The sequence below is a fragment of the Mycobacterium sp. DL592 genome (assembly GCF_011694515.1).
GTDB lineage: Bacteria > Actinomycetota > Actinomycetes > Mycobacteriales > Mycobacteriaceae > Mycobacterium.
In genome coordinates this window covers 4795908-4820610 of record NZ_CP050192.1, presented here as the reverse complement: position 1 = coordinate 4820610, position 24703 = coordinate 4795908, and the positions used below count along the sequence as shown (strand labels likewise).

At 69.0% G+C, this 24703-nt stretch carries 20 protein-coding genes; 12 read left to right on the top strand and 8 right to left on the bottom strand.

The annotated features are described in order from the left end of the window. Window positions 1–222: 222 nt before the first annotated feature. Together HBE64_RS23080 and HBE64_RS23075 are read left to right on the top strand one after the other, a co-directional pair. Entirely contained in the window at window positions 223–2058 is a 1836-nt protein-coding gene (locus tag HBE64_RS23080) for an acyl-CoA dehydrogenase (RefSeq protein ID WP_167107717.1), read from the top strand. Between the two features lie 21 nt (window positions 2059–2079). Next, a complete protein-coding gene (locus HBE64_RS23075; RefSeq protein ID WP_167107714.1) occupies window positions 2080–2538 on the top strand; it encodes a MaoC family dehydratase in 459 nt (152 codons plus the stop codon). 60 nt (window positions 2539–2598) lie between these two features. Here the strand turns inward: HBE64_RS23075 and HBE64_RS23070 are convergent, their stop codons facing one another. Together HBE64_RS23070 and HBE64_RS23065 are read right to left on the bottom strand one after the other, a co-directional pair. Then, a complete protein-coding gene (locus HBE64_RS23070; RefSeq protein WP_167107711.1) occupies window positions 2599–4071 on the bottom strand; it encodes an aldehyde dehydrogenase in 1473 nt (490 codons plus the stop codon). Window positions 4072–4112: 41 nt separating this feature from the next. Further along, window positions 4113–4892 (bottom strand): class I SAM-dependent methyltransferase, encoded by a 780-nt coding sequence (locus HBE64_RS23065; protein WP_167107708.1) that lies wholly within the window; start codon window positions 4890–4892, stop codon window positions 4113–4115. Window positions 4893–5048: 156 nt separating this feature from the next. Here HBE64_RS23065 and HBE64_RS23060 point away from each other — a divergent pair, with 156 nt between their 5' ends. The 3 genes from HBE64_RS23060 to HBE64_RS23050 are packed head-to-tail and all read left to right on the top strand — an operon-like array spanning window position 5049 to window position 7104. Further along, the gene (locus tag HBE64_RS23060; RefSeq protein WP_167107705.1) at window positions 5049–6206 is read left to right on the top strand and encodes a glycosyltransferase family 4 protein; all 1158 of its coding nucleotides are present in this window, start codon (window positions 5049–5051) and stop codon (window positions 6204–6206) included. Window positions 6207–6212: 6 nt separating this feature from the next. Next, the gene (locus HBE64_RS23055) at window positions 6213–6602 is read left to right on the top strand and encodes a DUF5313 domain-containing protein (RefSeq protein ID WP_167107702.1); all 390 of its coding nucleotides are present in this window, start codon (window positions 6213–6215) and stop codon (window positions 6600–6602) included. A gap of 37 nt (window positions 6603–6639) precedes the next feature. Then, entirely contained in the window at window positions 6640–7104 is a 465-nt protein-coding gene (locus HBE64_RS23050; protein WP_167107699.1) for a DUF1003 domain-containing protein, read from the top strand. Window positions 7105–7114: 10 nt separating this feature from the next. On the opposite strand, the gene HBE64_RS23045 is transcribed toward HBE64_RS23050, so the two are convergent. Together HBE64_RS23045 and HBE64_RS23040 are read right to left on the bottom strand one after the other, a co-directional pair. Then, window positions 7115–8824 (bottom strand): hypothetical protein, encoded by a 1710-nt coding sequence (locus HBE64_RS23045; RefSeq protein WP_167107696.1) that lies wholly within the window; start codon window positions 8822–8824, stop codon window positions 7115–7117. A gap of 7 nt (window positions 8825–8831) precedes the next feature. After that, complete coding sequence (locus HBE64_RS23040) at window positions 8832–10028, bottom strand: DUF3068 domain-containing protein (protein WP_167107693.1); 1197 nt, start codon at window positions 10026–10028, stop codon at window positions 8832–8834. 165 nt (window positions 10029–10193) lie between these two features. On the opposite strand from HBE64_RS23040, the gene HBE64_RS23035 reads away from it, so the two are divergent. The 5 genes from HBE64_RS23035 to HBE64_RS23015 all read left to right on the top strand — a co-directional run bounded on the left by HBE64_RS23035 (window position 10194) and on the right by HBE64_RS23015 (window position 15776). Then, window positions 10194–11399 (top strand): acyltransferase, encoded by a 1206-nt coding sequence (locus HBE64_RS23035; protein ID WP_167107691.1) that lies wholly within the window; start codon window positions 10194–10196, stop codon window positions 11397–11399. 153 nt (window positions 11400–11552) lie between these two features. Beyond that, on the top strand, window positions 11553–12863 hold the full coding sequence (locus HBE64_RS23030) for a glycosyltransferase (RefSeq protein ID WP_167107688.1): 1311 nt from the start codon (window positions 11553–11555) through the stop codon (window positions 12861–12863). Between the two features lie 4 nt (window positions 12864–12867). Further along, window positions 12868–14085, top strand: a complete 1218-nt coding sequence (locus tag HBE64_RS23025) for a glucosamine kinase (RefSeq protein WP_167107685.1) — start codon at window positions 12868–12870, stop codon at window positions 14083–14085. Next, window positions 14075–15040 (top strand): SIS domain-containing protein, encoded by a 966-nt coding sequence (locus HBE64_RS23020; RefSeq protein WP_167107682.1) that lies wholly within the window; start codon window positions 14075–14077, stop codon window positions 15038–15040. The genes HBE64_RS23025 and HBE64_RS23020 overlap by 11 nt, the downstream gene beginning before the upstream one ends. A gap of 112 nt (window positions 15041–15152) precedes the next feature. Continuing rightward, window positions 15153–15776, top strand: a complete 624-nt coding sequence (locus HBE64_RS23015) for a TetR/AcrR family transcriptional regulator (protein WP_243841429.1) — start codon at window positions 15153–15155, stop codon at window positions 15774–15776. Between the two features lie 4 nt (window positions 15777–15780). Here HBE64_RS23015 and HBE64_RS23010 read toward each other — a convergent pair whose 3' ends face one another. From HBE64_RS23010 to HBE64_RS22995, 4 genes are all read right to left on the bottom strand, one after another. Continuing rightward, window positions 15781–17247, bottom strand: coding sequence for an AMP-binding protein (locus tag HBE64_RS23010; RefSeq protein WP_167107676.1), 1467 nt, complete (start codon window positions 17245–17247; stop codon window positions 15781–15783). Beyond that, window positions 17240–18229 (bottom strand): phosphotriesterase, encoded by a 990-nt coding sequence (locus tag HBE64_RS23005; protein ID WP_167107673.1) that lies wholly within the window; start codon window positions 18227–18229, stop codon window positions 17240–17242. Before HBE64_RS23005 ends, HBE64_RS23010 begins: the two co-directional genes overlap by 8 nt. A gap of 9 nt (window positions 18230–18238) precedes the next feature. Next, window positions 18239–22468, bottom strand: a complete 4230-nt coding sequence (locus HBE64_RS23000; RefSeq protein ID WP_167109567.1) for an alpha-(1->3)-arabinofuranosyltransferase — start codon at window positions 22466–22468, stop codon at window positions 18239–18241. A gap of 61 nt (window positions 22469–22529) precedes the next feature. Next, a complete protein-coding gene (locus tag HBE64_RS22995) occupies window positions 22530–22703 on the bottom strand; it encodes a DUF2613 domain-containing protein (RefSeq protein WP_167107670.1) in 174 nt (57 codons plus the stop codon). A 119-nt stretch (window positions 22704–22822) separates the two neighbouring features. Between HBE64_RS22995 and HBE64_RS22990 the strand changes: the two genes are divergently transcribed. Together HBE64_RS22990 and HBE64_RS22985 are read left to right on the top strand one after the other, a co-directional pair. Then, on the top strand, window positions 22823–24022 hold the full coding sequence (locus HBE64_RS22990; protein WP_208300534.1) for a glycoside hydrolase family 3 N-terminal domain-containing protein: 1200 nt from the start codon (window positions 22823–22825) through the stop codon (window positions 24020–24022). A gap of 48 nt (window positions 24023–24070) precedes the next feature. Further along, entirely contained in the window at window positions 24071–24697 is a 627-nt protein-coding gene (locus HBE64_RS22985) for a TetR/AcrR family transcriptional regulator (protein WP_167107667.1), read from the top strand. Window positions 24698–24703: the final 6 nt, after the last annotated feature.

Sequence of the window (24703 nt, the reverse complement as noted above, 5' to 3'; positions counted from 1 at the left end):
CATAACTATGCTTATGACCATAAGATGAGAGTTTGATGAGCGCAACGGGGAATCCGCCGACCCGGGAAACCGCCGCAAGCGCGATCCCCTGACCTGCGGCAACGGATTGGCTGTGAGCTAGATCTATGGTGTAGATCATATTTTCGGCCGTTACCTGAACGCCCTGATCAGGCCACCTGAACGGGTTACGCTCTGCTCAGCCGCAACGGGAGGCGCAAGCGAATGGGCCATTACAAGAGCAACGTCCGCGACCTCGAGTTCAACCTGTTCGAGCTGCTCCAGCTGGAGAAGGTCCTCGACGGCACGACCTTCGGTGATCTGGACGGCGACTCGGTGCGCCAGATGCTGGCCGAGGCCGCCCGCCTGGCCGAGGGCCCGGTGGCCGAGTCGTTCGCCGAGACCGACCGCCACCCCCCGACCTTCGACCCCGCCGCCCACACGGTGGCCATCCCCGAGCCGTTCAAGAAGTCGCTCAAAGCCTGGCAGGACGGCGAGTGGTTCCGGATCGGGCTCGACGAGGAAGTCGGCGGGGTACCGGCCCCGGCGATGGTGGGCTGGGCGATCAACGAACTGGTGCTGGGCGCCAACCCGGCCGTATTCATGTACCTGGCGGGCCCGATCATGGCCGACATCCTGTTCCACATCGGCAACGAGGAACAGAAGCACTGGGCCCAGCTCGCCGTCGAGCGCGGATGGGCCGCGACCATGGTGCTGACCGAACCCGACGCCGGATCCGACGTCGGGGCGGGGCGCACCAAAGCGGTCGACGCCGGTGACGGCACCTGGCACATCGAAGGCGTCAAACGGTTCATCACCAGTGGCGACACCGACGACCTGTTCGAGAACATCATGCATCTGGTGCTGGCCCGGCCCGAGGGCGCCGGGCCCGGCACCAAGGGCCTCTCGCTGTTCTTCGTGCCGAAGTTCCTGTTCGACCCCGAAACCGGCGAGCCCGGCGAACTCAACGGCGCGTTCGTCACCAACCTCGAGCACAAGATGGGCCTGAAGGCCTCGGCCACTACCGAGATCAGCTTCGGGCTGCACGGCAAACCGGCGATCGGGTGGCTGGTCGGCGACGTCCACAACGGCATCGCCCAGATGTTCAAGGTCATCGAATACGCCCGAATGTTCGTGGGCACCAAGGCGATTGCCACCCTGTCGACCGGTTACCTCAACGCCCTGGAGTACGCCAGGTTCCGGGTGCAGGGCGCCGACATGACGCAGATGACCGATAAGACCGCACCGCGGGTGACCATCGTGCACCACCCCGACGTGCGCCGCGCCCTGATGACGCAGAAGGCCTACGCCGAGGGGCTGCGCGCGCTGTATCTCTACACCGCTGCACACCAGGATCCCGCTGCGGCACAAGTGGTTTCCGGTGCCGACGCAGACCTCGCCGAGCGGATCAACGATCTGTTCCTGCCGATCGTCAAAGGCGTCGGTTCGGAGCGGGCCTACCAGACACTGACCGAATCCCTGCAGACCTTCGGCGGGTCGGGTTTCCTGCAGGACTACCCGATCGAGCAGTACATCCGCGACGCCAAGATCGACTCGCTCTATGAGGGCACCACCGCAATTCAGGCACAGGACTTCTTCTTTCGCAAGATCGCCCGCGACCAGGGGGTGGCGCTGACCCACGTCGTCACCCAGATCGAGACGTTCATCGACAGCCCCGACGCCCGGCCGGAGCTCGCCGGTGCACGGACGCTGCTGGCCGAAGCGCTGGACAGCCTGCGGGCCATGGTCGCCAGCCTGACCGGCTACCTGTTCGGCGCCCAGCAGGACGCGCGGGAGCTGTACCGGGTCGGCCTGGAGTCGGTGCCCTTCCTGCTGGCCGTCGGCGATCTGATGATCGGCTGGCTGCTGCTCAGACAAGCCGAGATCGCACTCGGCGCACTCGACGGCGACCCGGATCCGCGCGAACGCGCCTTCTACAGCGGCAAAGTCGCCGTCGCGAACTTCTTCGCGCGCAACGTCCTGCCCCGCCTGACCGCCCAGCGCCGCATCGTCGAGGGCGTCGACCTGACGATCATGGACCTGGACGAAGAGGCCTTCTGAGCGTCGGTCAAGATGGAGCGCATGAAGCTGATCACGTCTATCGACGATGCCCAATCACTGGTCGGCCAGGAACTCGGCGTCAGCGACTGGCTCCAGATCGACCAGAAGCGCATCAACGACTTCGCCGACGTCACCGGCGACCATCAGTGGATCCACGTCGACGTCGAACGAGCCAAGACCGAAAGTCCGTACGGGACACCGATCGCCCACGGATTCCTCACGCTGTCGCTGATCCCCGCGCTGTCCAAGGACAACTTCCGCGTCGAGAACGCCAAGATGGCCATCAACTACGGGCTCAACAAAGTGCGCTTCGTGGCCGCCGTGCCCGTCGACAGCCGGGTGCGGGTGCGCTCGGAGCTGGCCGGCGCCGACAAGGTCGACGACAGCACGGTCAACCTGACGGTGAAGCACACCATCGAGATCGACGGAGTCGACAAGCCTGCCGCCGTGGCCGAGATGATCGTGCGCGCCTTGTTCTAGCCGCAAAACGAAAAGGCCCCCGCGCGCATGACGTGTCGGGGGCCTTTCCGTTTACCGCGTTTACTCCGGCTTGTAGCCGAAGGGCAGCAGCACGCTCTTGGCCTGCGTGTACTGCTCGATGCCCTCGGGGCCGTTCTCCCGGCCAATGCCCGAGTTCTTGTAACCGCCGAACGGTGCACCCGGATCGAAGGCGTACATGTTGACCGCGTAGGTCCCGGTGCGGATCTGCGCGGCGATCTTCATGGCCTTGTCGTTGTCGGTGGTGTACACCGAGCCGGCCAGTCCGTAGACGGAGTCGTTGGCGATCCGTACGGCATCTTCTTCGGTGTCGTACGGGATCACCGACAGGACCGGACCGAAGATCTCCTCCTGCGCGATGGTCATCGAGTTGTCCACGTCGGCGAAGACCGTCGGCTGTACGAACCAGCCGCCGTCCAGACCCTCGGGACGGGCGCCGCCGGTGACGATCCGCGCGCCCTCCTCGACACCCTTCTTGATGTAGCCCTCGACGCGCTCACGCTGCCGCTCGCTGATCAGCGGGCCGATCATCGCGGCGGCGTCGTCGGGCAGGCCGATCGGCATCGCGGCGACGGCAGCCGAGAGCTTTTCGACGACCTCGTCGTAGCGTGACCGCGGTGCCAGGATGCGGGTCTGGCCGACACAGGCCTGGCCGCAGTTCATCAGTCCCGAGAACACCAGCATCGGCAGCGTCGAATCGAGATCGGCGTCCTCGAGGATGATGGCCGCCGACTTGCCACCCAGTTCGAGCGTGCACGGCTTGAGCTTCTCGGCGGCGATCTTGGCGATCTCCTTGCCGACGGCGCTGGAGCCGGTGAACGTGAACTTGTCGATCTCAGGGTTGGCGGTCAGCGCCCGACCGGTGTCCGGCCCGCCCGGAACCACCGAGAGCACACCCTCGGGCAGCCCGGCCTCGGCGAAGACGTCGGCCATCGCGAACAGCGACAGCGGGGTCTCGGCGGCAGGCTTGACGACGACCGTACAACCGGCCAGCAGCGCCGGGCCGAGCTTGTTGGCGGCCAGGAAGAACGGCACGTTCCACGCGGTGACGGCGGCGACCACACCGATCGGCTCGCGCAGCACCATCGTGGTGCCGTACACCCCGTCGCGGAAGTCGCGCCAGGTGAACTTGTCGGCGGCGCCGGCGAAGTACTGGAACGACGACATCGCCGCGCCGTACTGCATCATGTCGACGATCGTCGGCGGCTGCCCGGTCTCGGCGGCCAGCAGATACTTGAACTCCTCGGCGCGCTCTTCGAGGATCTTGACGGCGCGGGTGAGGATCTCGCCGCGCTCGGTGGGCGACATATGCGGCCAGGGACCTTCGTCGAAGGCCTTGCGGGCGGCGGCGCAAGCGGCGTCGACGTCAGCCGCCACCGCCAGCGGCACCTTGCCGACCAATTCGCCGGTCGCCGGGGAGTGCACTTCGATGACCTCAGCAGAGGCCGGCTCGGTCCACTTGCCGCCGATGAATAGCTTGTCCCATTCGGTCTTGAACGCGGTGCTCTGTGTCATACCCGTCACAGTACCGACTGAAGACAAAAACTAGAACCTGTTCATTCCGGGGCTTTCGGCGGTCGCAGCACGAGCACCAGATTGCTCACCAGGAACTCCCGCACACCCGGAACAGAGGTCAGTCCCCACGCCCATCGCGGGTGGTAACGCGGGAATGCCGCCACCAGTGCGCCGGTGCCGGCCGCCCACCGCAGGCCGTCGGCCGCCGACACCGCGAACAGCGACGAGCCGTAGTTGTTCTTGGGCGGATGTCCGTGCTTGCGGGTGTAGCGGGCCGCCGCGCGCGCACCCCCGAGATAGTGCGTCAGCCCCATCTCGTGGCCGCCGAACGGCCCCAGCCACACGGTGTAGGACAGGATCGCCAGGCCGCCGGGCCGGGTGATCCGCAGCATCTCCGCGCCAAGCTGCCAGGGCTGCGCGACATGCTCGGCGACGTTGGAGGACAGGCAGACGTCGACGCTGTCGTCGGCGAACGGCAGCGCCATCCCGGAAGCACGCACGAACGATCCCGGGCTGCTGCCGCGGACGTGCTCGGCGGCATGCATCTCCGAGGGATCCGGTTCGACGCCGACGTAATCCCAGCCCGCAGCACAGAACGCCGACGCGAAGTAGCCGGGCCCACCGCCCACGTCGACCACGGTGCGCCCGGCGGATCCGCCGGCGCCGCCGGCTCGCCACAGGTCGGTGACCATGGCCGCGGTATCGGCGGCCAGCGCGCCGTAGAAGCGGTCCGGGTCGAGCTGTTCGTAGCGGAACTGCGACAGCAGGCGTACCGACCGGGCCAGCGTCGCACGCCTGGCGAACAGGTCGGTGACGGGCATCGGTTCACCCTAGCCAGCTCCAGATTCACCTTTCGCAGGAAAAGTTCGAGTGGAGAGCGGCAAAAAGTGAAACTCGATCGGCCGTCTAGGCGGGTACTGTCGCCCTCCTCCTCGGGCCTTGGGGGCCCGCATCGTCGGCCGACTAGGCTGGTCTCGATGTCCGCTCCCGTCCGCTCCGTGCTGGTTCTGTGCTGGCGTGATACCGGCCACCCGCAGGGCGGCGGCAGCGAGACCTACGTGCAGCGCATCGGCACCCTGCTGGCGCAATCGGGCGTCGAAGTGACGCTGCGCACGGCCCGCTATCCCGGGGCGCCGCGCCGCGAGGTCGTTGAAGGGGTGCGCGTCAGCCGCGGCGGCGGCCCGTACACCGTCTACATCTGGGCCGGGCTGGCGATGGTGCTGGCCCGTATCGGACTGGGACCGCTGCGCCGGGTCCGTCCCGACGTCGTCCTGGACACCCAGAACGGGGTGCCGTTTCTGGCCCGCCTGGCGTTCGGCCGGCGGGTGGCGGTCCTGGTCCACCACTGCCACCGTGAGCAGTGGCCGGTCGCGGGCCCGGTGATGGGACGCCTCGGGTGGCTCGTCGAGTCGTGGTTGTCGCCGCGGATGCACCGGCGCAACCAGTACGTGACGGTGTCGCTGCCCTCGGCACGCGACCTGGCCGACCTCGGCGTCGACGCCAGCCGGATCGCCGTGGTGCGCAACGGGCTGGACGAGGCGCCCGCCGACACGTTGACCGCCGACCGGTCGCCTACCCCGCGGGTGGTCGTGTTGTCTCGGCTGGTGCCGCACAAGCAGATCGAGGACGCGCTCGACGCGGTGGCCCGGCTGCGGTCGCGGGTCGACGGCGTGCATCTGGATATCGTCGGCGGCGGCTGGTGGCACGACCGTCTCGTCGAGCGGGCAGAGGTGCTGGGCATCACCGACGCGGTCACCTTTCACGGGCACGTCGACGATGTCGCCAAACACGCTGTCGTGCAACGCTCCTGGGTGCATGTGCTGCCGTCGCGCAAAGAGGGCTGGGGTCTGGCCGTCATCGAGGCGGCCCAGCACGGGGTGCCGACGATCGGTTACCGATCCTCCGGCGGCCTGACCGACTCGGTGATCGACGGGGTGACCGGCGTGCTGGTCGACAACGCCGACGAACTGGTCGACGGGCTCGAGCGGCTGCTGAGCGACCAGGTTCTTCGCGACGAACTCGGCGCCAAGGCGATGGCCCGAAGCCGGGAGTTCTCGTGGCAGCAGAGTGCGGCTGCCATGCGAAATGTATTGGAGTCCGTGCACTCCGGAACCCGCGTCAGCGGTGTGATCTAGGAAGCCATGACCGACAACGCACGTCCCAACCCGCTTCAGTACATCGCCTACTGCTACGGCAAGCCGCTACCCGCCTCGATGCGTGACTGGGTGCGAAACGACCTCACCGGCAAGGGCGCCCGGTTGCGAACACTGGTCCGGGTGGCGATTCCCGGTCTGATCCTCGTCTCGCCGCTGTGGCTCGTCCCGACGACGACGCCCATGCACCTGGCCATGTCGTCGCTGCTGTTCCTGCCGTTCCTGTACTTCGCGCACGCGCTGGACAAGATCTGGCGCACCTACCGGCTGCGCCAGCACAACATCGATCCGGCGCTGATCGACGAATTGGCCCGCAAGCGCGACGCGCACATCCACGAGTCCTACCGCGAGCGTTACGGACCCCGCGCAGAAGATTGACAGCTGATTCACGGGATCGCCGTGTGATGATCCGCGGATGCCGAGTATCTATGACTACGTCCGCCACCCCCGCGCCGCGGAGCTGAGCGCCAAGAAGCCGTTGACCGCCGCCGAGATCCGCGGTGTCAAGCACGACAACTGGTTCGTCCGATTCAATGCCAAGTTCGGCCTGAAGATCACCGTGATCGTCGGAACGATGTGGACCGCATACCTTTTCACGGTGCTGGCGCTGTTCGCGCTCCCGGATGCGATCAAACAGGGCACGTACTTCATCGTGGTGTGGCTCTCGAGCAGTTTCCTGCAACTGGTTCTGTTGCCGATCATCATCGTCGGCCAGAACATCCAGGCCAAGGCGGCCGACACGCGAGCCGACGAAACCTACAAGGACGCCGAGGCCGTGCTGAAGGAGGCCTCGATGATCCAGGACCACCTCACCAAGCAGGACGAGCTGATCTCCCACATCCTCGACCAACTCAAGCCGCTGCTCCCCAAGCAGGCCTGAGCCCGCCCGGTCAGGTACGTCGGACGCGGGCCAGCGCCATCGCCACGGCACTCGCCGTCAGCAATGCCAGCCAGGCCAGGTGCACCGCAATAATGGTCAGCCGATCACTATGTGCGGCAACCGGACTGGTTCCACCGGCGCGGTACAGCGTGAGGTCGGCGTCGTGGTAGGCCACCGGCAGCGCGTCGAGCGTGCGTTGCGCGCTGCCCACCTCACCGGCCGTACCGCCTTCGACGACCACCCAGCGCACACCCGCCGCGGCGATCTCCTGCGGCCCTGCCCCGGCGACCAGCAGCCGCTGGATCTCCCTGGCCCGGCCGCCCTCACCTGGCACCGTCTGTCCGGAGATGGTGAGGTCACCGGTGGTCAGCACCTCCGGGCGGACCCAGCGCGGCAGTGGGTCGAGGACCGGCGCCGGCCCGGCCCAGCCGAACCGGCGCATCGTGTCGGCGGGCAACACCGCGACGGCGCCGGGGTCGGCATTGACGATGCCGGCCACCGCGTTCCACCCGCGCGGATAGTGCACCGGGGTGAGCTTGCCTGCCACGCCCCAGGCCAGATCGGGCAGCACCGCGATCAGCGCGGCAATGGCAATCGCCGCCGCGATGCCGGGCCGCGTCCACGCCCGGGCCGTGACCACCGCGCCTGCCCCGGCGACCGCATAGCCGGGCATCGCCAGCGCCACCCACTTCTGCCCGTCTCGCAGAACCCCCAGGCCGGGGGCCGTGTCCACCACCGCGCGCAGCACCGCCAAGCCCGGGCCGGTCGCCATCAGTGCGGGCCCGCCGACACTCACCGCCGCCAGGATCAACAACGGCACGGCCGCCGGACGGCGGATCACGCTTGGAAGTCCGACGGCCACCACCGCCAGGAGCGCAGCAGTCGCCAGCAGCGCTAAAAGCGTTGTGCGCGAAGCCGGTACGGCCTCAGCGTTCCAGATTCCGCCAAGCCCGGCCAGGCTGCCCAGCGTCCCCAGCCCGGGTTCGGCCCGGGCGGCGAAGGCGGCCAGCCCTTCCGACGCCGAGGTGCCCAAGGCGTTGCCCACCGCGGCCGCCGTCAGCCACGGCAAGGCCGCGACCGTCGCCGCCGCGGCGATCCCGGCCGCGCAACGCAGCCGTGCCACACCGCTGCCGCCGACGGCAACGCAGACCCCCGCCACCACCGCCGCCAGGATCAGCCCGGTCGGTGTCAGTCCCGCCACCGCGATCCAGAACACCGCGGCGGCCCAGACCGGCCAGCGGGGCCCGTCGGCGCCGGTGCGCAGCCGGATCACCGACGCCGCAACCCACGGCAGGCAGCCGTAACCGACCAGCAGGCTCCAGTGCCCCTGCAGCAGCCGCTCGGCGACGTAGGGGTTCCACACCGCGAGCGTCGTCGCCACCAACCGGCCCGGCAGCCCCGCCTCCGGCACCACCTCGGCAGCGAGCCGGGCAGCACCCCACCCCGCCAGGAACACGCCGGCCACCAGCAACGCCTTCACCACCACGCCGCCGTCGATCACCGCCGACACGACGGCGACCAGAAAGTCCTGCGGCAGCGCGCGCGGCGCGGCCTGCGACAGGCCGAGGGCGGCGTCGGAGAGATAGGAGCGCGGGGTGGACACCGCGTCACGCAGGAGCAGATAGCCGGGCGCGAGCAGGGGAGCCGTCACCGCGACGGCCAGAATCAGGGCATATCCCGGCACCACCCACCGGAGCGCCCGGCGGTGTGCCCGGGTCATGCGGTCCTCACCGGTCCGGCGGAGGCTCCAGATCGGGTCTTGCGGCGGGCAGCTTCTCGGTGGCGGCCTCGGCGGCCGGCATCGGCCCCGTCTCGTCCTTGCCGAAGAAGCCGTGATCAGCGGAGTCCAGCCCGGGGTCGATCAGGGCCGCCTCGGCGCGCACGCTGAACAAGCCCAGCAGTGCGCCACCGACCAGCGCGACCAGACCGGCCGCGGTGAAGCTGATGGGCAGCACCCGCGACCACAGTCCCACCCGGTCGCGCTCGTCGCGGGCGGCGGCCACCTGAGATTCGATGGTCTGCTCGGTCGAGGTGACCTTGTAGTCGGCCAGCGCCATCTCCGGCTTGAGCGGGTCCCGCGAGTAGTAGTGGTTGGCGTGCTCCTCGGCCTTGACGATGGTCCCCGAGACCGGGTCCACCCAGAAGGTGCGCTGCGCGGCGTAGTAGCGCGTCATCGTGACCGGCTCGTCCGGCGGGCCGGGCAGGCCCCACAGCGACGCCCGGGCGGTCACCTGGCCCTCCTCGTCGTTGTCGTAGAGCGAGGCGTACTTGATCGGGGCGACCAGCTTGCCGTCGGCGTCATAGCCGACGTTCTGGGTGAACCGGTATGTCGTGAGCCCGTTGACGTCGTCCTCGCCGTCGTAGTTGGCGTCGAAGGCCTTCTGGGCTATCGGGTCGAAGTACGGGTACGTCTTCTTCTCGGTGTTGAACGGGAACCGGTAGGACAGGCCCTCGTGGGGCAGCGCGATGTTGGTCGGCGGCTTGGTGTCCTCGATGGTCCGCGGCTTCTGCACCGAACCGCCAGGATGGGTGTCGTCGGACACCGCCATGGCCGTGCTGCGGTTCAGGGTGACCGTATCCACCATCGCCAGTAGCAGGCCGTTGTCCTGCTGCTTGTCGCTGCGCCGCACGGTGGTGCCGACCTGGAAGGTGACCACATCGGCGTTGGCCGGCGACTCGACGGTGATCTGCTGCTGGGACACCAGCGGAACGTTCTTGTCGATGATGAACCGCTCACCGGAGAGTGACACGGGATCCAGTGCGGTGGCAGTGCCGTTGCTGACCAGCGTCTTGTCGATATTCAGCGGGATCTTCTTGATCTTGCCGGAGGTGTAGGTCGACAACAGCAGGGCGGCAATCAGAAGGGCGGCTCCGAGCCCGATGATGCCGTACGCCGCGATACGCAACATGCCCGCGCGATTCACGCTGCCGTGGCCTCCTTCTCCCGTAGGGTTCTGCACCGCCTACACGGCGAGGCAAACCGGTCTGACCCTAACAGCAGACGCCGAGGCACCGGCTAATTAGGAGGTCACGCCGCAAGCAGGGGTACCCACTTTCGCGGGGTAAGCCGCACCGGCAGACTGGCAGACATGAAACCGGAGGCCGAGCAGGTCGGGGGCACCCGCAGCTTCCTGCCCGCGGTCGAAGGGATGCGTGCGTGCGCCGCCATGGGGGTGGTGCTGACGCACGTGGCCTTCCAGACCGGAACCTCCAGCGGGGTGCTCGGCCGGCTGCTGCACCGGTTCGACCTAGCGGTCGCGGTGTTCTTCGCGCTGTCCGGATTCCTGCTGTGGCGCGGCCACGCGGCAGCCGCGCGCGGAATGCGCCACCGCCCGCCCACCGGGCACTACCTGCGATCCCGGCTGGTGCGGATCCTGCCCGGCTACCTGGTCGCCGTCATCGTGATCCTCACGCTGCTCCCGGAGGCCAACCACGCCAGTCCCACGGTGTGGCTGGCCAACCTCACGCTCACCCAGGTGTACGTGCCGCTGACGCTGACCGCCGGGCTCACCCAGATGTGGAGCCTGTCGGTCGAGGTGAGCTTCTATCTGGCGCTGCCGATCCTGGCGTTCCTGGCCCGCCGGCTGCCCGTGCGGGTCCGCATCCCGGTGATCGCGGCGGTGGCCCTGGCCAGCCTGGGCTGGGGACTGCTGCCGATCCACACCCCGCAGGGCGTCAACTTCCTCAACTGGCCACCGGCCTATGCCTCCTGGTTCGCCGCGGGCATGCTGCTGGCCGAGTGGACGGTCAGCCCGCCGGGCTGGGCGCACAAGCTGGCCCGTAATCGCTGGGCGATCACGGGCATCGCCGTGGTGGCCTATCTGTTGTCCGCCTCGCCGCTGGCCGGGCCGGAAGACCTGGTCCCGGCGACGCTGGGCCAGTTCGTCATCCGCACGTCGTTGGGGGCGGTGGTGGCGTGGGCGCTGCTGGCGCCGCTGGTGCTCGACCGGCCCGACACCGCGCACCCGATCTTGGGCAGCCCGGTGATGGTGACGCTTGGCCGCTGGTCCTACGGGCTGTTCGTGTGGCACCTGGCCGCGTTGGTGATGGTGTTCCCGATGGTCGGCAAGTTCATGTTCAACGGAAACCTGATCGTCGTGCTGGTCCTCACCACGATCTTCGGGTTCGCGATGGCTGCGGTCAGCTATGCCCTGGTGGAGTCGCCCTGCCGAAATGCCTTGCGGCGCTGGGAGTATCGGCGGTCAAGCGCCCGGCGCCCAGGGGGCCGGACGGCGCCGGTGCCGCCGCTGGACAGTTCGGTCAGCGACGAGCCCGAACCCGTCATCGCGCACTGAGCGGCCCCTTGCGCCGGGGCGGCGGCACGCCGCTCGTGGGCAAAGCCGGAGCCCCGCCGGCGCGGTGTGGGTCGTCGAACACCGGTGCTGATGCGCCCGGGGTGGCCGGTGCGCAATGATCTGTCAGACCCGATCGAGTCAGAAGGGACCCCCATGGCAGCCACGAGGCCGTTGACCGTGATGTTCTGGCCTGAGTCGGCCTATGGCCCGACGAACCAGTGCATCGGGTTGGCCGCCATCCTGCGGGACCGCGGCCACCGCATCGTGTTCGCGGCGGAGAGTTCGTGGGCGGGCAAGCTGGCGCCGCTCGGTTTCATCGAGGAACTCGTCGATCTCGCCGCACCTGTCGAGGGAGCCGAGGACGAGGACCCGGGCAAGTTCTGGACCGATTTCATCACCGAGACCTCTCCCGAGTTCCGCAAGCCGACGGTCGAGCAGCTGGAGACGTTCATCCAGCCGACCTATCAGGCGCTGATCGACGGCGCGAAGTACTGCGAGCCGCGGTTGCGGGCGATCGTCGCCGAGCACCGCCCCGACGTCATCGTCGAGGACAACGTCGTGCTGTTTCCCGCCCTGGTGACCGCAGGCGTCCCGTTCATCCGGATCGTGTCGTGCAGCCCGCTGGAGATCCCTGGGCCGAACATCCCGCCGCCGTTCTCCGGCCTGCCCAGTGACGACCGCTCCGCCTGGGACGACTACCGCGCCGAACTCGACCGCACCCACCGCGCACTGTGGGAGGACTTCAACGCCTGGGTACAGCAGCAGGGGGCCGACCCGCTGCCCGATCTCGAGTTCATGCCGCGCGAGAACTCCGCCAACCTCTACGTGTACCCCGCCGAGGCGGACTACGTCGAAGCGCGGCCGCTGGACGGCAGTTGGACCCGGATGGACTCCAGCGTGCGGGAAACCGACGACGACTACGTGGTGCCGGCCGAGGTCGCCGACCGCCCCGAGGGCAGCGCGCTGATCTACCTTTCCCTGGGTTCCCTCGGCGGCGCCGACGTCGAGTTGATGCAGCGCCTTGTCGACGTCCTGGCAGGCACCCGGCACCGATACATCGTCAGTAAGGGTCCGCAAGCCGATCGAATCACGTTGGCGGACAACATGGTCGGTGCGCAGATGGTGCCACAGACCAAGGTCATCCCGCAGGTCGACCTGGTGATCTCCCACGGCGGCAACAACACCGTGACCGAGACGCTGCATTTCGGCAAACCGCTGATCGTGCTGCCGCTGTTCTGGGACCAGTACGAAAACGCCCAGCGCATCGACGAACTCGGCTTCGGAGTGCGGCTGAACACCTATGCCTTCGCAGACGAGGAGCTCACCGGCGCGGTGGAGCGGACTCTGGCCGACACCGCCCTGCGGGACCGGCTCGCCGAGATCGGCGCGAAGATCAGGGCACGTGACGGGCTGCGCACCGGTGCCGACGTCATCGAGCGGGTGGGTCAGGCTGCGACGGTCTGATCCGGTGGACCGCGAACTCGACGTCCTGCAACTCGCTGATGCCAAACGCCTGGCGGTGATCGCCGACGACGCCGGCCACTTGGCCGCGTTGCCTCAGGTGCGCGACGCGGGCCGGTGGCGGCGCGCGCAGCCCGGTGACGGGGCGGCCGAGGCGCTGTGCCGGCTGCTTGAGAGCTCACCGGATGTGTCGGTGCGAGGTCGCTTCACCGTGCACGCGTGGGCCGCCCGCCCCGCTGACGGTGAGCGGTCGGTCACCGTCGACCAGACCAACGAGTCGGTGATCGTCGGCGATGCGGCCGTGGTCAAGTGGGCGACCCACCTGCAGGAGGGCCCGCATCCGGCCCCTGCGCGGCTGGAAGTTCTGCGCACCAACGGGTTTCGGTTCATGCCGCAACCGTGGGGCCTGGTCACCTGGCGGCCCGACGACGGTGCGGAGACGTTGGTGGTGAACGTCGACGAGTATCTGCCCGGCGCGGTCGACGGGTGGACCTGGGCGGTGGACAAGATGGCAGAAGCCGCCCGAGAGGCCACTGCGCGACCGGCCCCGGTGGTGTCGGCGGCGGCCGAGGTCGGCACGGTGGTGGCCGAGTTGCACGCCGCGCTGGCCAGCACGGCGGGCAGCGCATCGGTCGCCGACGCGCAGCGGTGGCACGAGGACGCGTGTGCGACCCTGCGCGAGGCGCAGGCGCTGAGCACGCCCGCCACCGCCGCGGTGTTGGACGACCGCCGGTCCGATATCGAGCAAATCTTGGCGGGCCTTGGGGCGCTGGCCGGCAGCCCGGTGATCGACGGTCACGGTGACCTGCATGTCGGGCAGGTCCTGCAGTGCGGCGGGCGTTACGTGGTCACCGATTTCGACGGTAACCCGGTATTGCCCCCGCAGCAGCGCGTGCTGCCGATCCCCGCGGCTCTGGACGTGGCCGGGATGGCACAGTCGTTGGCTCATGTCGCGATCGTGGCGCAGCGGCACCACGACCTCGACCCGCAGGCCCTGGCGATGGTGGACCGGGAGGCGTGCCGGTCCTTCCTGTCCGGTTACTCCGACAGGCTGGCTCGCCTCGGCCACGCCGAGCTGTACGACCCGGCGCAGCTCCCGGCGTTCCGCCTGCAACAGGTTTTGCGTGAAATCGTCTACGCAGCAAGGCATCTGCCGCGGTGGATGTATGTGCCCGACGCGGCCCTGCCCGCACTGCTCGACGAGAGGACCACTGGTGGACGCTGAGGGCTTCGCCGCCGATCTGCACCGCAAACCGGAGACGCTGGGCAGGCTGGCCCATACGCTGGGCGGCGCCAACCCGTGGGCGCCGGTGGTGCCGCCCGGTACCGACCGGGTGGTGCTGCTCGGGATGGGATCCTCGGCCTATGCCGGGGGTGTGGCGGCCGCCCGGATGCGCGCCCGCGGACTGGTTGCGGTCTCCGAGGTGGCGTCCACCCGATCGCTTCCACACTGGGGTCCCGGCACGTTGGTCGTGGCGACGTCGGCCACCGGCGGCTCGGTGGAAACCCTTGACGCGCTGAGTCGCTTGCCATCCGGTGTCACCACCGTCGCGCTGACCAATACGGCGGGCTCGGCCATCGCCGAGCGCTGTGATGCTGTCGTCGAACTGCAGGCCGATCGCGAGGTCGGCGGCGTGGCCTGCCGCACCTATCAGCACACTCTGGCCCTACTGATGGCGCTCGAGCTGCAGCTGGCCGGCATCGGCACCGCGGCGCTGGCCGCCGCCGTCGCCGCCGCCGGGGTGGCCAGCGCCCATTTGCTGGACACCGAATCTGATTGGCGGCCTGCGGTTTCCGGCCTGCTACTCGGGCCGGACGGCACGCACCTGGCAGCACCTGCGCACCGGTTCTGTTCAGCCCAGCAAGGTGCACTGATGCTGCGCGAGGGACCACGCCGCCCGGCGGTGGGCTGCGAAACCGGCGACTGGAGCCACGTCGACGTCTATCTCACCAAGACCACCGACTACCGGCTGCTGGTGTTCGCCGGGTCGCCGTGGGAGGAGCAGATGGCCGAGTGGACGACACTGCGCGGCACCACCGTTGTCGCGGTTGGGGGTAGCGTTCCCGGTGCCGGCGTCGAGGTGCGCTACCCCGGTGACGACGACGATGACGTACGCCTGCTCACCGAAGTGCTGGTGCCCGAACTCGTTGCGGCGCGTGCCTGGCTGGGCCAGGGGTAGGTGCTTGCCGGTGCAACAGGTGAACCGAACGGGGCTGAATTTCGTGTAGAACATGGGGATCCATCCCAGGGGTGCAATATCAGCGACGGGGTGGAGGATTGGCGGCGGCGTAGTGATCTCCGAAGACGGCCTCGGCACGTCGAGACGGCAGCGCGTGGTCGAGGCAGCCCTCGAGGTGTTCAGTGAGCACGGTGCCGCGAAGTCGACGTTGCAGATGGTCGCGCATGCCGCCGGTGTGTCAGTGGGATTGGTACAGCATCACTTCGGCTCCAAGGAGAATCTGGTCGAAGCGGTCACTGCCCACGCGCTGGCTGTCATCCGGACGGAGATGGCCAGACCGCTGACCACGTCGCCGAACGAGTCCGTTCTGGAGATGGGCCGGCGGGTGAGCTTCCTGCTGGCCCGGCAACTGACCGCCGTCGACTATCTCGCCACCCTGCTCGTCGAAGGCGCCCCCGCAGGGGCAGTGTTCTTCGACTCGACGGCCGCGATCGGCCTGGCGCGCTGGCGCCGTCTTGCCGACGAAGGCGGCTCGGCCGACGATCTCGATCTGGTGTGGGCCGCACTCAACCCGCTCGTCCTGGTGTTGGGGGCGGTGATCATGCGTCGGCACATCGACCGCCACCTGCCGGAGCCCTTCGTCAGCCCGGGTCAACTGCAGCGCTGGCGCGACGCCGTCAACGCACTGCTCGAACACGGCCAGATCAGGCGCCAGCCCGACGAACCCACGAACTAGTCGCTCAGCCCTGGAGCCGCGCGATGACCTCCTCGCGCACCGCCGAGCGCCGCGCCTTGCCGGCGTCGTCCCGCAACGGGGTGTCCACGAATTCGACGGTGCGCGGCACTTTGTAGTCGGCCAGCCGCTCGGCGACGAATGCTTGCACGTCGGCGTCGTCGAGACCGCCCCCGCCGGTATGGACCAGCGCATGCGGTACCTGGCCCAAATCCTCGTGCGGTACGCCGACCACCAGACACGACAGCACGGCCGGATGCTCAGCGAGCGCGCTCTCGATCTCGGCCGGGTACACATTGCGCCCACCCACGGTGAACATGTCCACCCGACGGTCGGCCAGATACAGGTAACCCTCCTCGTCGAACCAGCCGAGGTCGCCCAGCGAGTCCCAGCCGTCGCGGGTCTTGGCGGTGCTGCCGACGTAGCGGTAGGTCGGCGCGCTGCCCGGAGCCGGGCGCATGTAGATCTCGCCGACCACTCCGGGCGGACACTCGTTGCCGTCGTCGTCGAGCACCTTCATCTCGCCGACCACCACCCGGCCGACCGAGCCACGGTGCGCCAGCCACTCGGTGCCGCTGATGAACGTCAGGGCCTGAAGTTCGGTGCCGCCATAGAGTTCCCACACGACATCCGGCCCGAGCAGTTCGATCCAGGCTTCCTTGATGTTGGGTGGGCACGGGGCCGCCAGGTGCCAGAACCTGCGCAGCGAGGACAGGTCGTAGGCATCGGGGTCGGCCCGATACACCGGCAGCAGCCGCTGCATGATCGTGGGCACGGTGGCCAGGTAGTTGACCCGGTAGTCGGTGATCAGCCGCAGGAACTCCTGCGGGTCGAAGCGGCGCATCAACACCAGGTGCTGGCCGGTCAGCAGCGCCAGAGTGGCAGAGGTGAACCCGGTGTTGTGGCTCAGCGGCACCGGCAGCAGGTGGGTGTCGGTTGGCATGTTGCCCATTCCCATGGCGACGATCTCGGCCGGGATCCTGCCCTCGCCGCCGGCCTCGATGAGCTTGGGCCGCCCGGTGCTGCCACCGGAGGCAATCGACTTCCAGCACGGCGAAACCACTTCGGGCAGTGGGGCGTCCGACAGTTCGGGGCGGCCGGTGAAGTCGGCATCGACCGAGGGGACCACGCCGCGCGGGTCGGCCCGGCCGACCAGAAGTGCGCGCGGCTTGAGGTCCAGCAGACCCTCGAACTCGGCGTCGGGCAGCCGCGGCGACAGCGGCTGGGGGATGGCGCCGAGCTTCCAGACCGCCACCGTCGCCAGCACCCACTCGATCGAGTTGGCCACTGCGATCGTGACGTAATCACCCTGCCCCACACCGAGTTCGGCGTACGCACGGGCCAGCCGGTTCGACGCCGACTCGAGCTCACCGCGGGTCAGTGTCCGTCCGTCACAGCTCACTGCCGGCCGGTCGGGGTCCTCGGCGGCCAGTTGGCTCAGGCGGGCTCCGATCGGGAGAATCTCGTCACTCATAGGTTCCTTCTCGGGAGAAGATGGCGCGGGGGTTGTCCACCAGCATGGTGGTGATCTGTTCGTCGGTGACGCCGCGGCTGCGCAATGCCGGCAGCACGTCGTTGTGGATATGTAGGTAGTGCCAGTTCGGAAGCGCCACCGGCAGTGCGGCTTCGGGAAGCCAGTCGATGTAGCAGGATGCGTCGTGCGAGAGCACCATCCGGTCGGCGTGGCCGCGGTGGCACATCGCCGCGACGGTGTCCACGCGGTCGTCGAAGCTGAGCATGGCGTCCAGGCCGAATCGGTCCATCCCGAGGTAGGAGCCGGCGGCGATCAACTCCTCGAGGTAGGCCAGGTCGGTGGTGTCACCGCTGTGCCCGATGATGACCCGGCTCAGGTCGACGCCCTCCTCGGCGAAGATGCGCTGCTGCTCCAGACCCCGCCGGGTGGGGGCGTGGGTGTGGGTGGTGATCGGCACACCGGTCTGGCGGTGGGCCTGGGCCACGGCGCGCAGCACCCGCTCGACGCCGGGTGTCACGCCGGGTTCGTCGGTGGCGCACTTGAGGATCGCGGCCCTGACGCCGGTGTCGGCGATGCCCTCGGTGATGTCACGGACGAACAGGTCGGTCATCGTCTCCGGGCCGCCCAAACCGGTGCCCGGACCGGTGAAGTGGAAGTACATCGGGACGTCGTTGTAGGTGTACACCCCGGTGGCGACGACGATCTGCAGGTCGGTCTGGGCTGCCACCCGCTGGATGCGCGGGATGTAGCGGCCGAGGCCGATCACCGTGGGATCGACGATGGTGTCGACCCCGGTCGCTTTGAGCGCATTGAGCTTCTCGACGGCGTCGGCCTCGCGCGCGGCCTCGTCACCCCAGCCTTCCGGGTAGTTCGCCAGAATCTCGGGGGACAGCACGAACACGTGCTCGTGCATCAGCACGACGCCCAGATCGGTGGTTGCGACGGCGCCTCGAACGGTCTCGACCTGCGACGGCTCTGTCATGCCACGACACTAACGGGAAGCTGTTGAGCCCTGGCCGCTTTCGTCAGATAGGTGCGGTGTGGGCAGGGCGGAGGCGGCCAGGGCACCGAGTGCGATCAGCGCCGGGAGCTGCACCCACGGCGAATGCCCGACGTAGCCGTCGACCGAACGCCACGGATACCGCGACAGCACCGCACCGGCGAGGATCAACCCGCACGACGCGGTCCCCAGCGTGACCCTGTCGCGCAGCACCTGTCGGTGCCGCAGCCCGTAGGTCACCAGCAGTGCGATGCCGAACACCGCAAGCCCGCCGAGGCCGGCGATCAGACCGCCCACGGCCAGCACACCGGCCCCGGCCAGCACCGGCACGGTCCAGGGCTTCGCCGGGACTGCTGCCGGCGGTGGCCGGCGGGCGGGGACGAACGCGAGCAGCGCCAGCAGCGGCAGCAGGGACAGCCCCACGGCCAGTCCGGTGCGGTAGGCGGCATTCGACGGAAAGCTCAGCGTGATCGTGCCCTGCTCCCCGGCGGGCACCACCCAGCCCTGCTGCCAGCCGTTGACGACAACCGGGGTCAGGGTCACCCCGTCGGGGGCGTGGGCCACCCAGCCGGGATTGACGCTCTCGGGGACCACCAGCACCCGGGCGATCGGTGCGCGGCTGACGTGTATGACCCGGCGGTCCGGGCCCCAGCTCGTGACGTCTGCGGGAGTGGTTGTCGCCGTGGGTATCTCAGCTTCCTGCGGTCCGGCCAGTGCCACGCCGTCGACGATGAAACCGGAGCCCGGACTGACCAGCAGCTCCTGCTGGCCGGCGGGCAGCGCGATCGGCGCCGGGTCGCACGCGCTGGCTGCCAGCGGCTCGCCGTCGAGCAGGGCGGCCACCGTGGTGCGTACCGAGGTCTGCACGAACCTGCCCGACACCGCGATGATCGGGCCCTGCCCGCATGGGATCTCGATGGTGCGGCTGCGGTTGCGTGCCGCATCGGCGGCGGCCACCGGCTTGCCGTCGGCGCCAAGCACGCTGACCTCGGCCAGACCGGGCGGTTTGAGCTGGTCGAAACCCAGCGCGGTGCGGTCGATGACGTCGTCCCAGTCGAGCAGGCTGATCCGGACGGTGTCGGTGGTCCTGGGGCGCAGCGACACGGTCTGTGGGCCGCGGTCGTCCGCTTTCAGCCTGCGGACTTGCGGTCCGTCGCCGAGGTCGATGGCGACCATCGTCGGATGTGTCGGCAGCGGTGAGGAACTCGGCGTGAGCCGCAGCCCGGTGACCTCGGTGGCCTTGGGTAGCGTCACGGTCAGCGTCGGCCCGGTCTTGTACTGGACCACACTTTGCGAGGCCGTCCACGAGGTCCTGGGGTCGCCGTCGGTGGCCGCATATGCCGAACCGTCGACGTCGATGAGGTCGGAGTCGGCCCGGGACCGGGTGGTACCCGGCTGGGCGATCAGGTCGGCCAGGTTCGGTCCCTGGCGGGCGCGCACCCACACAATCGGTTTCACCTGGATCGGGGCGGGCACCGTCAGTGTTCGGCTCAGCGTCACCGGTTCCTCCGGTGCCTGTGACATCGATGCGGCGCAGTGCACACCGTCGGGGGAGTCCGCGCAGCCGGGCCTGCCCAGCAGTTCGGAGCCCAGATCCCACGCTGCGACGGTGGACCCGGCGGGTGGGCCGGGCACGACGACGGTGTGCCGGATGTCGACGGGGTGGGCGTAGCCCGACGCGTCGTACTGGGTGACCGACAGGTCGGTGATCCCGAACTGCACACCGGAGGATCCGTCGTCGGTCCCGATCGCGGTGATCCGCACCCACGGTGTCTCGCCGACCGGGAGCGCGATCGTCAGTGGCTTTCCGGGTTCCTCGAAACGCACTGTGGTGGTGCCGTTTACGGTCGACACCTGCAGGCGGCGGACCTGTGCTCCGACGGCGGTGGCGCTCGGCGTGACGGTGAGCGTGGCGTTGGTGACCGGATGGTCGAAGTCGACCTGGAGCCACTGGCCGACCGCGGGCTGCAGCGAGTTCGACACCCATGCGGTCGCCGAATCGCCGTCGACGGCGGCGGCGGGGCCGCTGGCCGGTGCGACGGTGGGCAGCGCGGTGGAGTCCGACGACGAACTCGAGACGCTCAGCCGCCCGCCCGACCAGGCGCCGTGCACCAGCTTGGCGCCGGGCACCGGGTAGTCGGGCACCCGGTTGAAGGTGTTGCGCCGGTCGCCTTCGGCCCGTACGGCCGATGTGTGGTCGTCGACGCGGCCGTAGTCGGTTTCGCGGTCGACGGGGGTGTCGGTGACGGTGACGAGCGGGACCGGAAGATTGGCGTGCTGGGCGTCGGAGGTCAGCAGCACCGGCCCGAGCGGAGCCTGCCGCAGCAGGCGGCGCCGTTCGTCGAGCCTCAGCAGTACCTCGGGGCCGCCGTCCACCCTGCTCATGCGGTCGGCGTCGGCCAGATACGGTGCACCCGGATTGCCTTGTGCGTCAACGTGATAGATCTCGACGGCGGGATAGGCCGGCCGCAGGCCGCTGTCGCTGATGAAGCCCGACAAGGTGCCCGCTCCGATGGGTTCGCCGAACTCGGCCACCTTCGTCAGTCCCGGCGAGCCGTCGATGGCGCGGTGTACCAGCAGCGGCCGCGCCGATCGGGACGTATCCGGGTCGAGATCGTTTCGTACCACCACATAGGAAATGCCTTGGCGGGCAAGGGTGTCGGCTAGACCCGCCGACGGGCGCCCGGCTGCGAACAGCCGCTGCACGGAGTCTAGTGCGCGGATTGTCTGTGGCGGCGTCAGCGGGATGGAATCCCTTACCCCCCAAGGGCCTTCGCTCAACACCTGGAGGGGCTCGTCGTGGCTGTTACCCCATACCTGGGTGGCGAACGGCGCGCCCGGTGCCACAAGCACCCGTCCCGGGGTCGGCTCGCCCCTGTTGTGTTCGGCCAGCCAGTCGGCGGCCTGATACCAGTAGTCGGGGATGGCGCGGAAGGTGCCGGGCGGGGTGAGCCGGCCCGTCCACGCCATCGAGGTGGCCACCGCCAGCGCGGCGAGCACGACGATGCCGACGGCCACCCGTTTGTCGTCCTCGGGGTGGGCGAACGCCCGGATCCACACCGGTCGCGGGGCACTGCCCGGCAGCGGAATGCGGCTGAGCAGGTGGGCGATCCCGAGCACCAGCGGTATGCGGACCACCGGTTCCAGCTTGTGCACGTTGCGCAGCGGGGCGCCTGCGGCGTCGAGGAACGACTGCACCTGATGGGCCAGCGGTGAACCGAGCCCGCCTGAGTAACCCACGGCCAGCAGCACCACGCCGACGAGCAGCATGGTGATCAGCCGACCGCGCGCCGGCATCGAGCGCAGTGCCAGCCCCGCCAGCCCGCCCGCGGCGACCAGGACGGTCGCCAGAATCAGCACCGGCTGGGTCACCAGCGAGGAGCCCGCGGTCGCATTGGGCGAGACGAACGGCGTCCAGCTGTCGGTTCCGCGCAGCACCTCGGTCAGCGATGTCCACTGCGTGGTGACCCCGGAGGATTCGATGAAGTCCAGGAACGGCGGGCTGATCCTGCCGAGCAGCAGCAGCGCCACCACCCACCAGGTGACCGCCAGTGCCGAGGCCAGCGCCCACCAGCCGGTGAACCGCCACCACGTCCGGTTCGGCCGGTGACACAGCCACCAGATGACGGCCGGCAGGCATCCGGTGATGGTGGCCACCGCGTTGACTGCGCCCATCAACGCCAGGGCGATACCGGCGCGGGCGGCCAGCATCCGAAGCGATCGTGACGAGTCCGCGCGCAAGGCGAGGATCACCGGCAGGAGTACCCACGGCGCCAGCATCATCGGCAGCGTCTCCGAGGAGATCGAGCCGAGCGTCGTCAGCACCCGGGGTGACAGCGTGAAGGCCACCGCCGCGATCAGTCGTGACGGCGTGGTCCCGATGCCCCGGCCGTCGTTCAACGCTTCGGCCACCCGCAGCAGGCCCCAGAACCCCGCGGTCAGCAGCAGCGCCCACCACAGCCGCTGGGTGACCCAACCGGGCAGCCCCACGGTGTCACCGAGCAGGAAGAACGCCCCGTGTGGGAAGAGATAGCCGTAGGCCTGGTTCTGCGCCTGCCCGAACGGCAGATCGCTGTTCCACAGGTTGGCGGCGCGGGCCAGGAACCGCAGCGGGTTGGCGGTCAGGTCGAGTTTGGTGTCGGGGGAGACCATTCCCGGTGACTGCGCGAAGCACAGCACCAGTGCGACGGCGAATGCGCCGCCCAGCCACCGTCGGGACAGCGGCGTTGTGGTGACGGGTGCCTCCCTGACCGCGGGGGAGGCGGCGGCGAGCGTGCTCAGGCTAGCCGCGGTTGCCGTACTCGACGCGGTTGAGCACCGATGACGCCGGGTCGCCGGAGGACAGCGGCGGCTTGGTGTCCTGCTGGATCATCAGCGTCACCCCGAATACCGAGGCCGCTCCCAGCAGCAGGCCGACCACGATGCTGGCGGCGGCGGGAACCACGAACCGGGTCATGATCGGGTCTCCTCTGCGCTACGGGGACGGGGTCGGGTCAGGTGGGGTTACCCGCTGGTCAACCTAACACGCGTCCAACCCCGGTTGGACGACGGCGGCGCTCGTGACAGCATGGTCGGATGGCCAGACGCGTGCCCTTCCTCCGCGGAATCGCAGCGGTGTCGACGTTGCCGTTGCTGATCCTGGGTTGTTCGACACCCGCCACCAAGAGTGCGCCTGCATCGTCGTCGCCGGTCAGCTCCTCCTCCGCAAGCGGAGCCACGCCGCTGGCCGGCCCGGTCCCGGCTCCGGCCGCCCCGGCCCCACCGGTGTGCGGTGACCCGCTGACAATGTCCACCCGCGACAAGTTGGCGCAGCTGTTGATGGTCGGCGTGCGCAACGCCGCCGACGCCCGTGCCGTGGTGAGCAACTATCACGTCGGCGGGATTTTCATCGGCAGCTGGACCGACCTGTCGATGCTGACCGACGGTTCGCTGCCCGACATCGCCAATGCGGGTCCGCTGCCGCTGGCGGTCAGCGTCGACGAGGAGGGCGGCCGCGTCTCCCGGCTGACCAGCCTCATCGGTGCCGCACCTTCGGCCCGGGTGCTGGCCCAGACGAAATCTCCCGACGAGGTCTACCAGCTGGCACTGGACCGCGGCCGTCAGATGCGGGGCCTGGGTATCACCGTCGACTTCGCACCGGTGGTCGATGTGACCGCCGCCGCCGACGACACCGTCATCGGCGACCGGTCCTTCTCCAACGACCCGGCCGTGGTGACCACCTACGCCGGTGCCTACGCCCGCGGCTTACGGGACGCCGGTCTGCTGCCGGTGCTCAAGCACTTCCCCGGCCACGGCCACGGCTCGGGCGACTCGCACACTGCCGGTGCGGTCACCACCCCGCCGCTGGCGGACCTGCAGAACAACGACCTCATTCCGTACCGCACCCTGACCACTGAAGCTCCGGTGGCGGTGATGATCGGCCACCTCGAGGTGCCCGGCCTGACCGGTGGGGTACCGGCCAGCCTGAGCCCCGCCGCGGTGAACCTGCTGCGCAGCGGGAACTACGGCGGGCCGCCCTTCAACGGGATCGTCTTCACCGACGACCTGTCCTCCATGGCGGCCATCTCCTCGCATTACGGGGTCGCCGAGGCGGTCCTGCGGGCCCTGCAGGCCGGTGCCGACGTCGGCCTGTGGGTGACCACCGACGAAGTTCCCGCGGTGCTCGACCGGCTGGAGGCGGCCCTCAACGGCGGTGAGCTGTCATTGCCTGCGATCGACGCCTCCGTATTGCGGGTGGCCGGCTTGAAGGGCGCCAGTCCGCGTTGCGGCGGCTAGCCTCTTCCTAGGACGGCCGAAAGGCCCAGGACAGAGAAGGCGGCGACCATGGCGGCAGGTGGCACCAAACGGTTGCCGCGTGCCGTGCGTGAGCAGCAGATGCTCGACGCGGCCGTCCAGATGTTCTCGGTCAACGGCTATCACGAGACGTCGATGGACGTGATCGCCGCCGAAGCCGAGATCTCCAAGCCGATGCTCTATCTCTATTACGGCTCCAAAGAGGAGCTGTTCGGGGCGTGCCTGAGCCGCGAACTGAGCCGGTTCATCGAGGCGGTCGGCCAGGACATCGACCTCAAGCAGAGCCCGCACGAACTGCTGCGCAGCGTCATTCTCTCGGTGTTGCAGTACATCGACGCCAACCGGGCGTCCTGGATCGTGCTGTATACCCAGGCGACCAGTTCGCAGGCGTTCGCGCACACCGTGCGGGAGGGGCGCGAGAAGATCATCGACATGGTGGCCCGCCTGCTGGAGACGGGCACCCGTCATCCCGAGCCGGGCACCGATTTTCACATGATGGCCGTCGCTCTGGTGGGTGCGGGCGAGGCGGTGGCCGCGCAGGTGAGCGCCGGGGAAGCCGACGTCGACGAGGCGGCGGCGCTGTTGATCAACCTGTTCTGGCGCGGCCTCAAGGGCGCACCGACCGACAAGGACGGCCATTCGGCCGGTTCGCACTGACCAGGC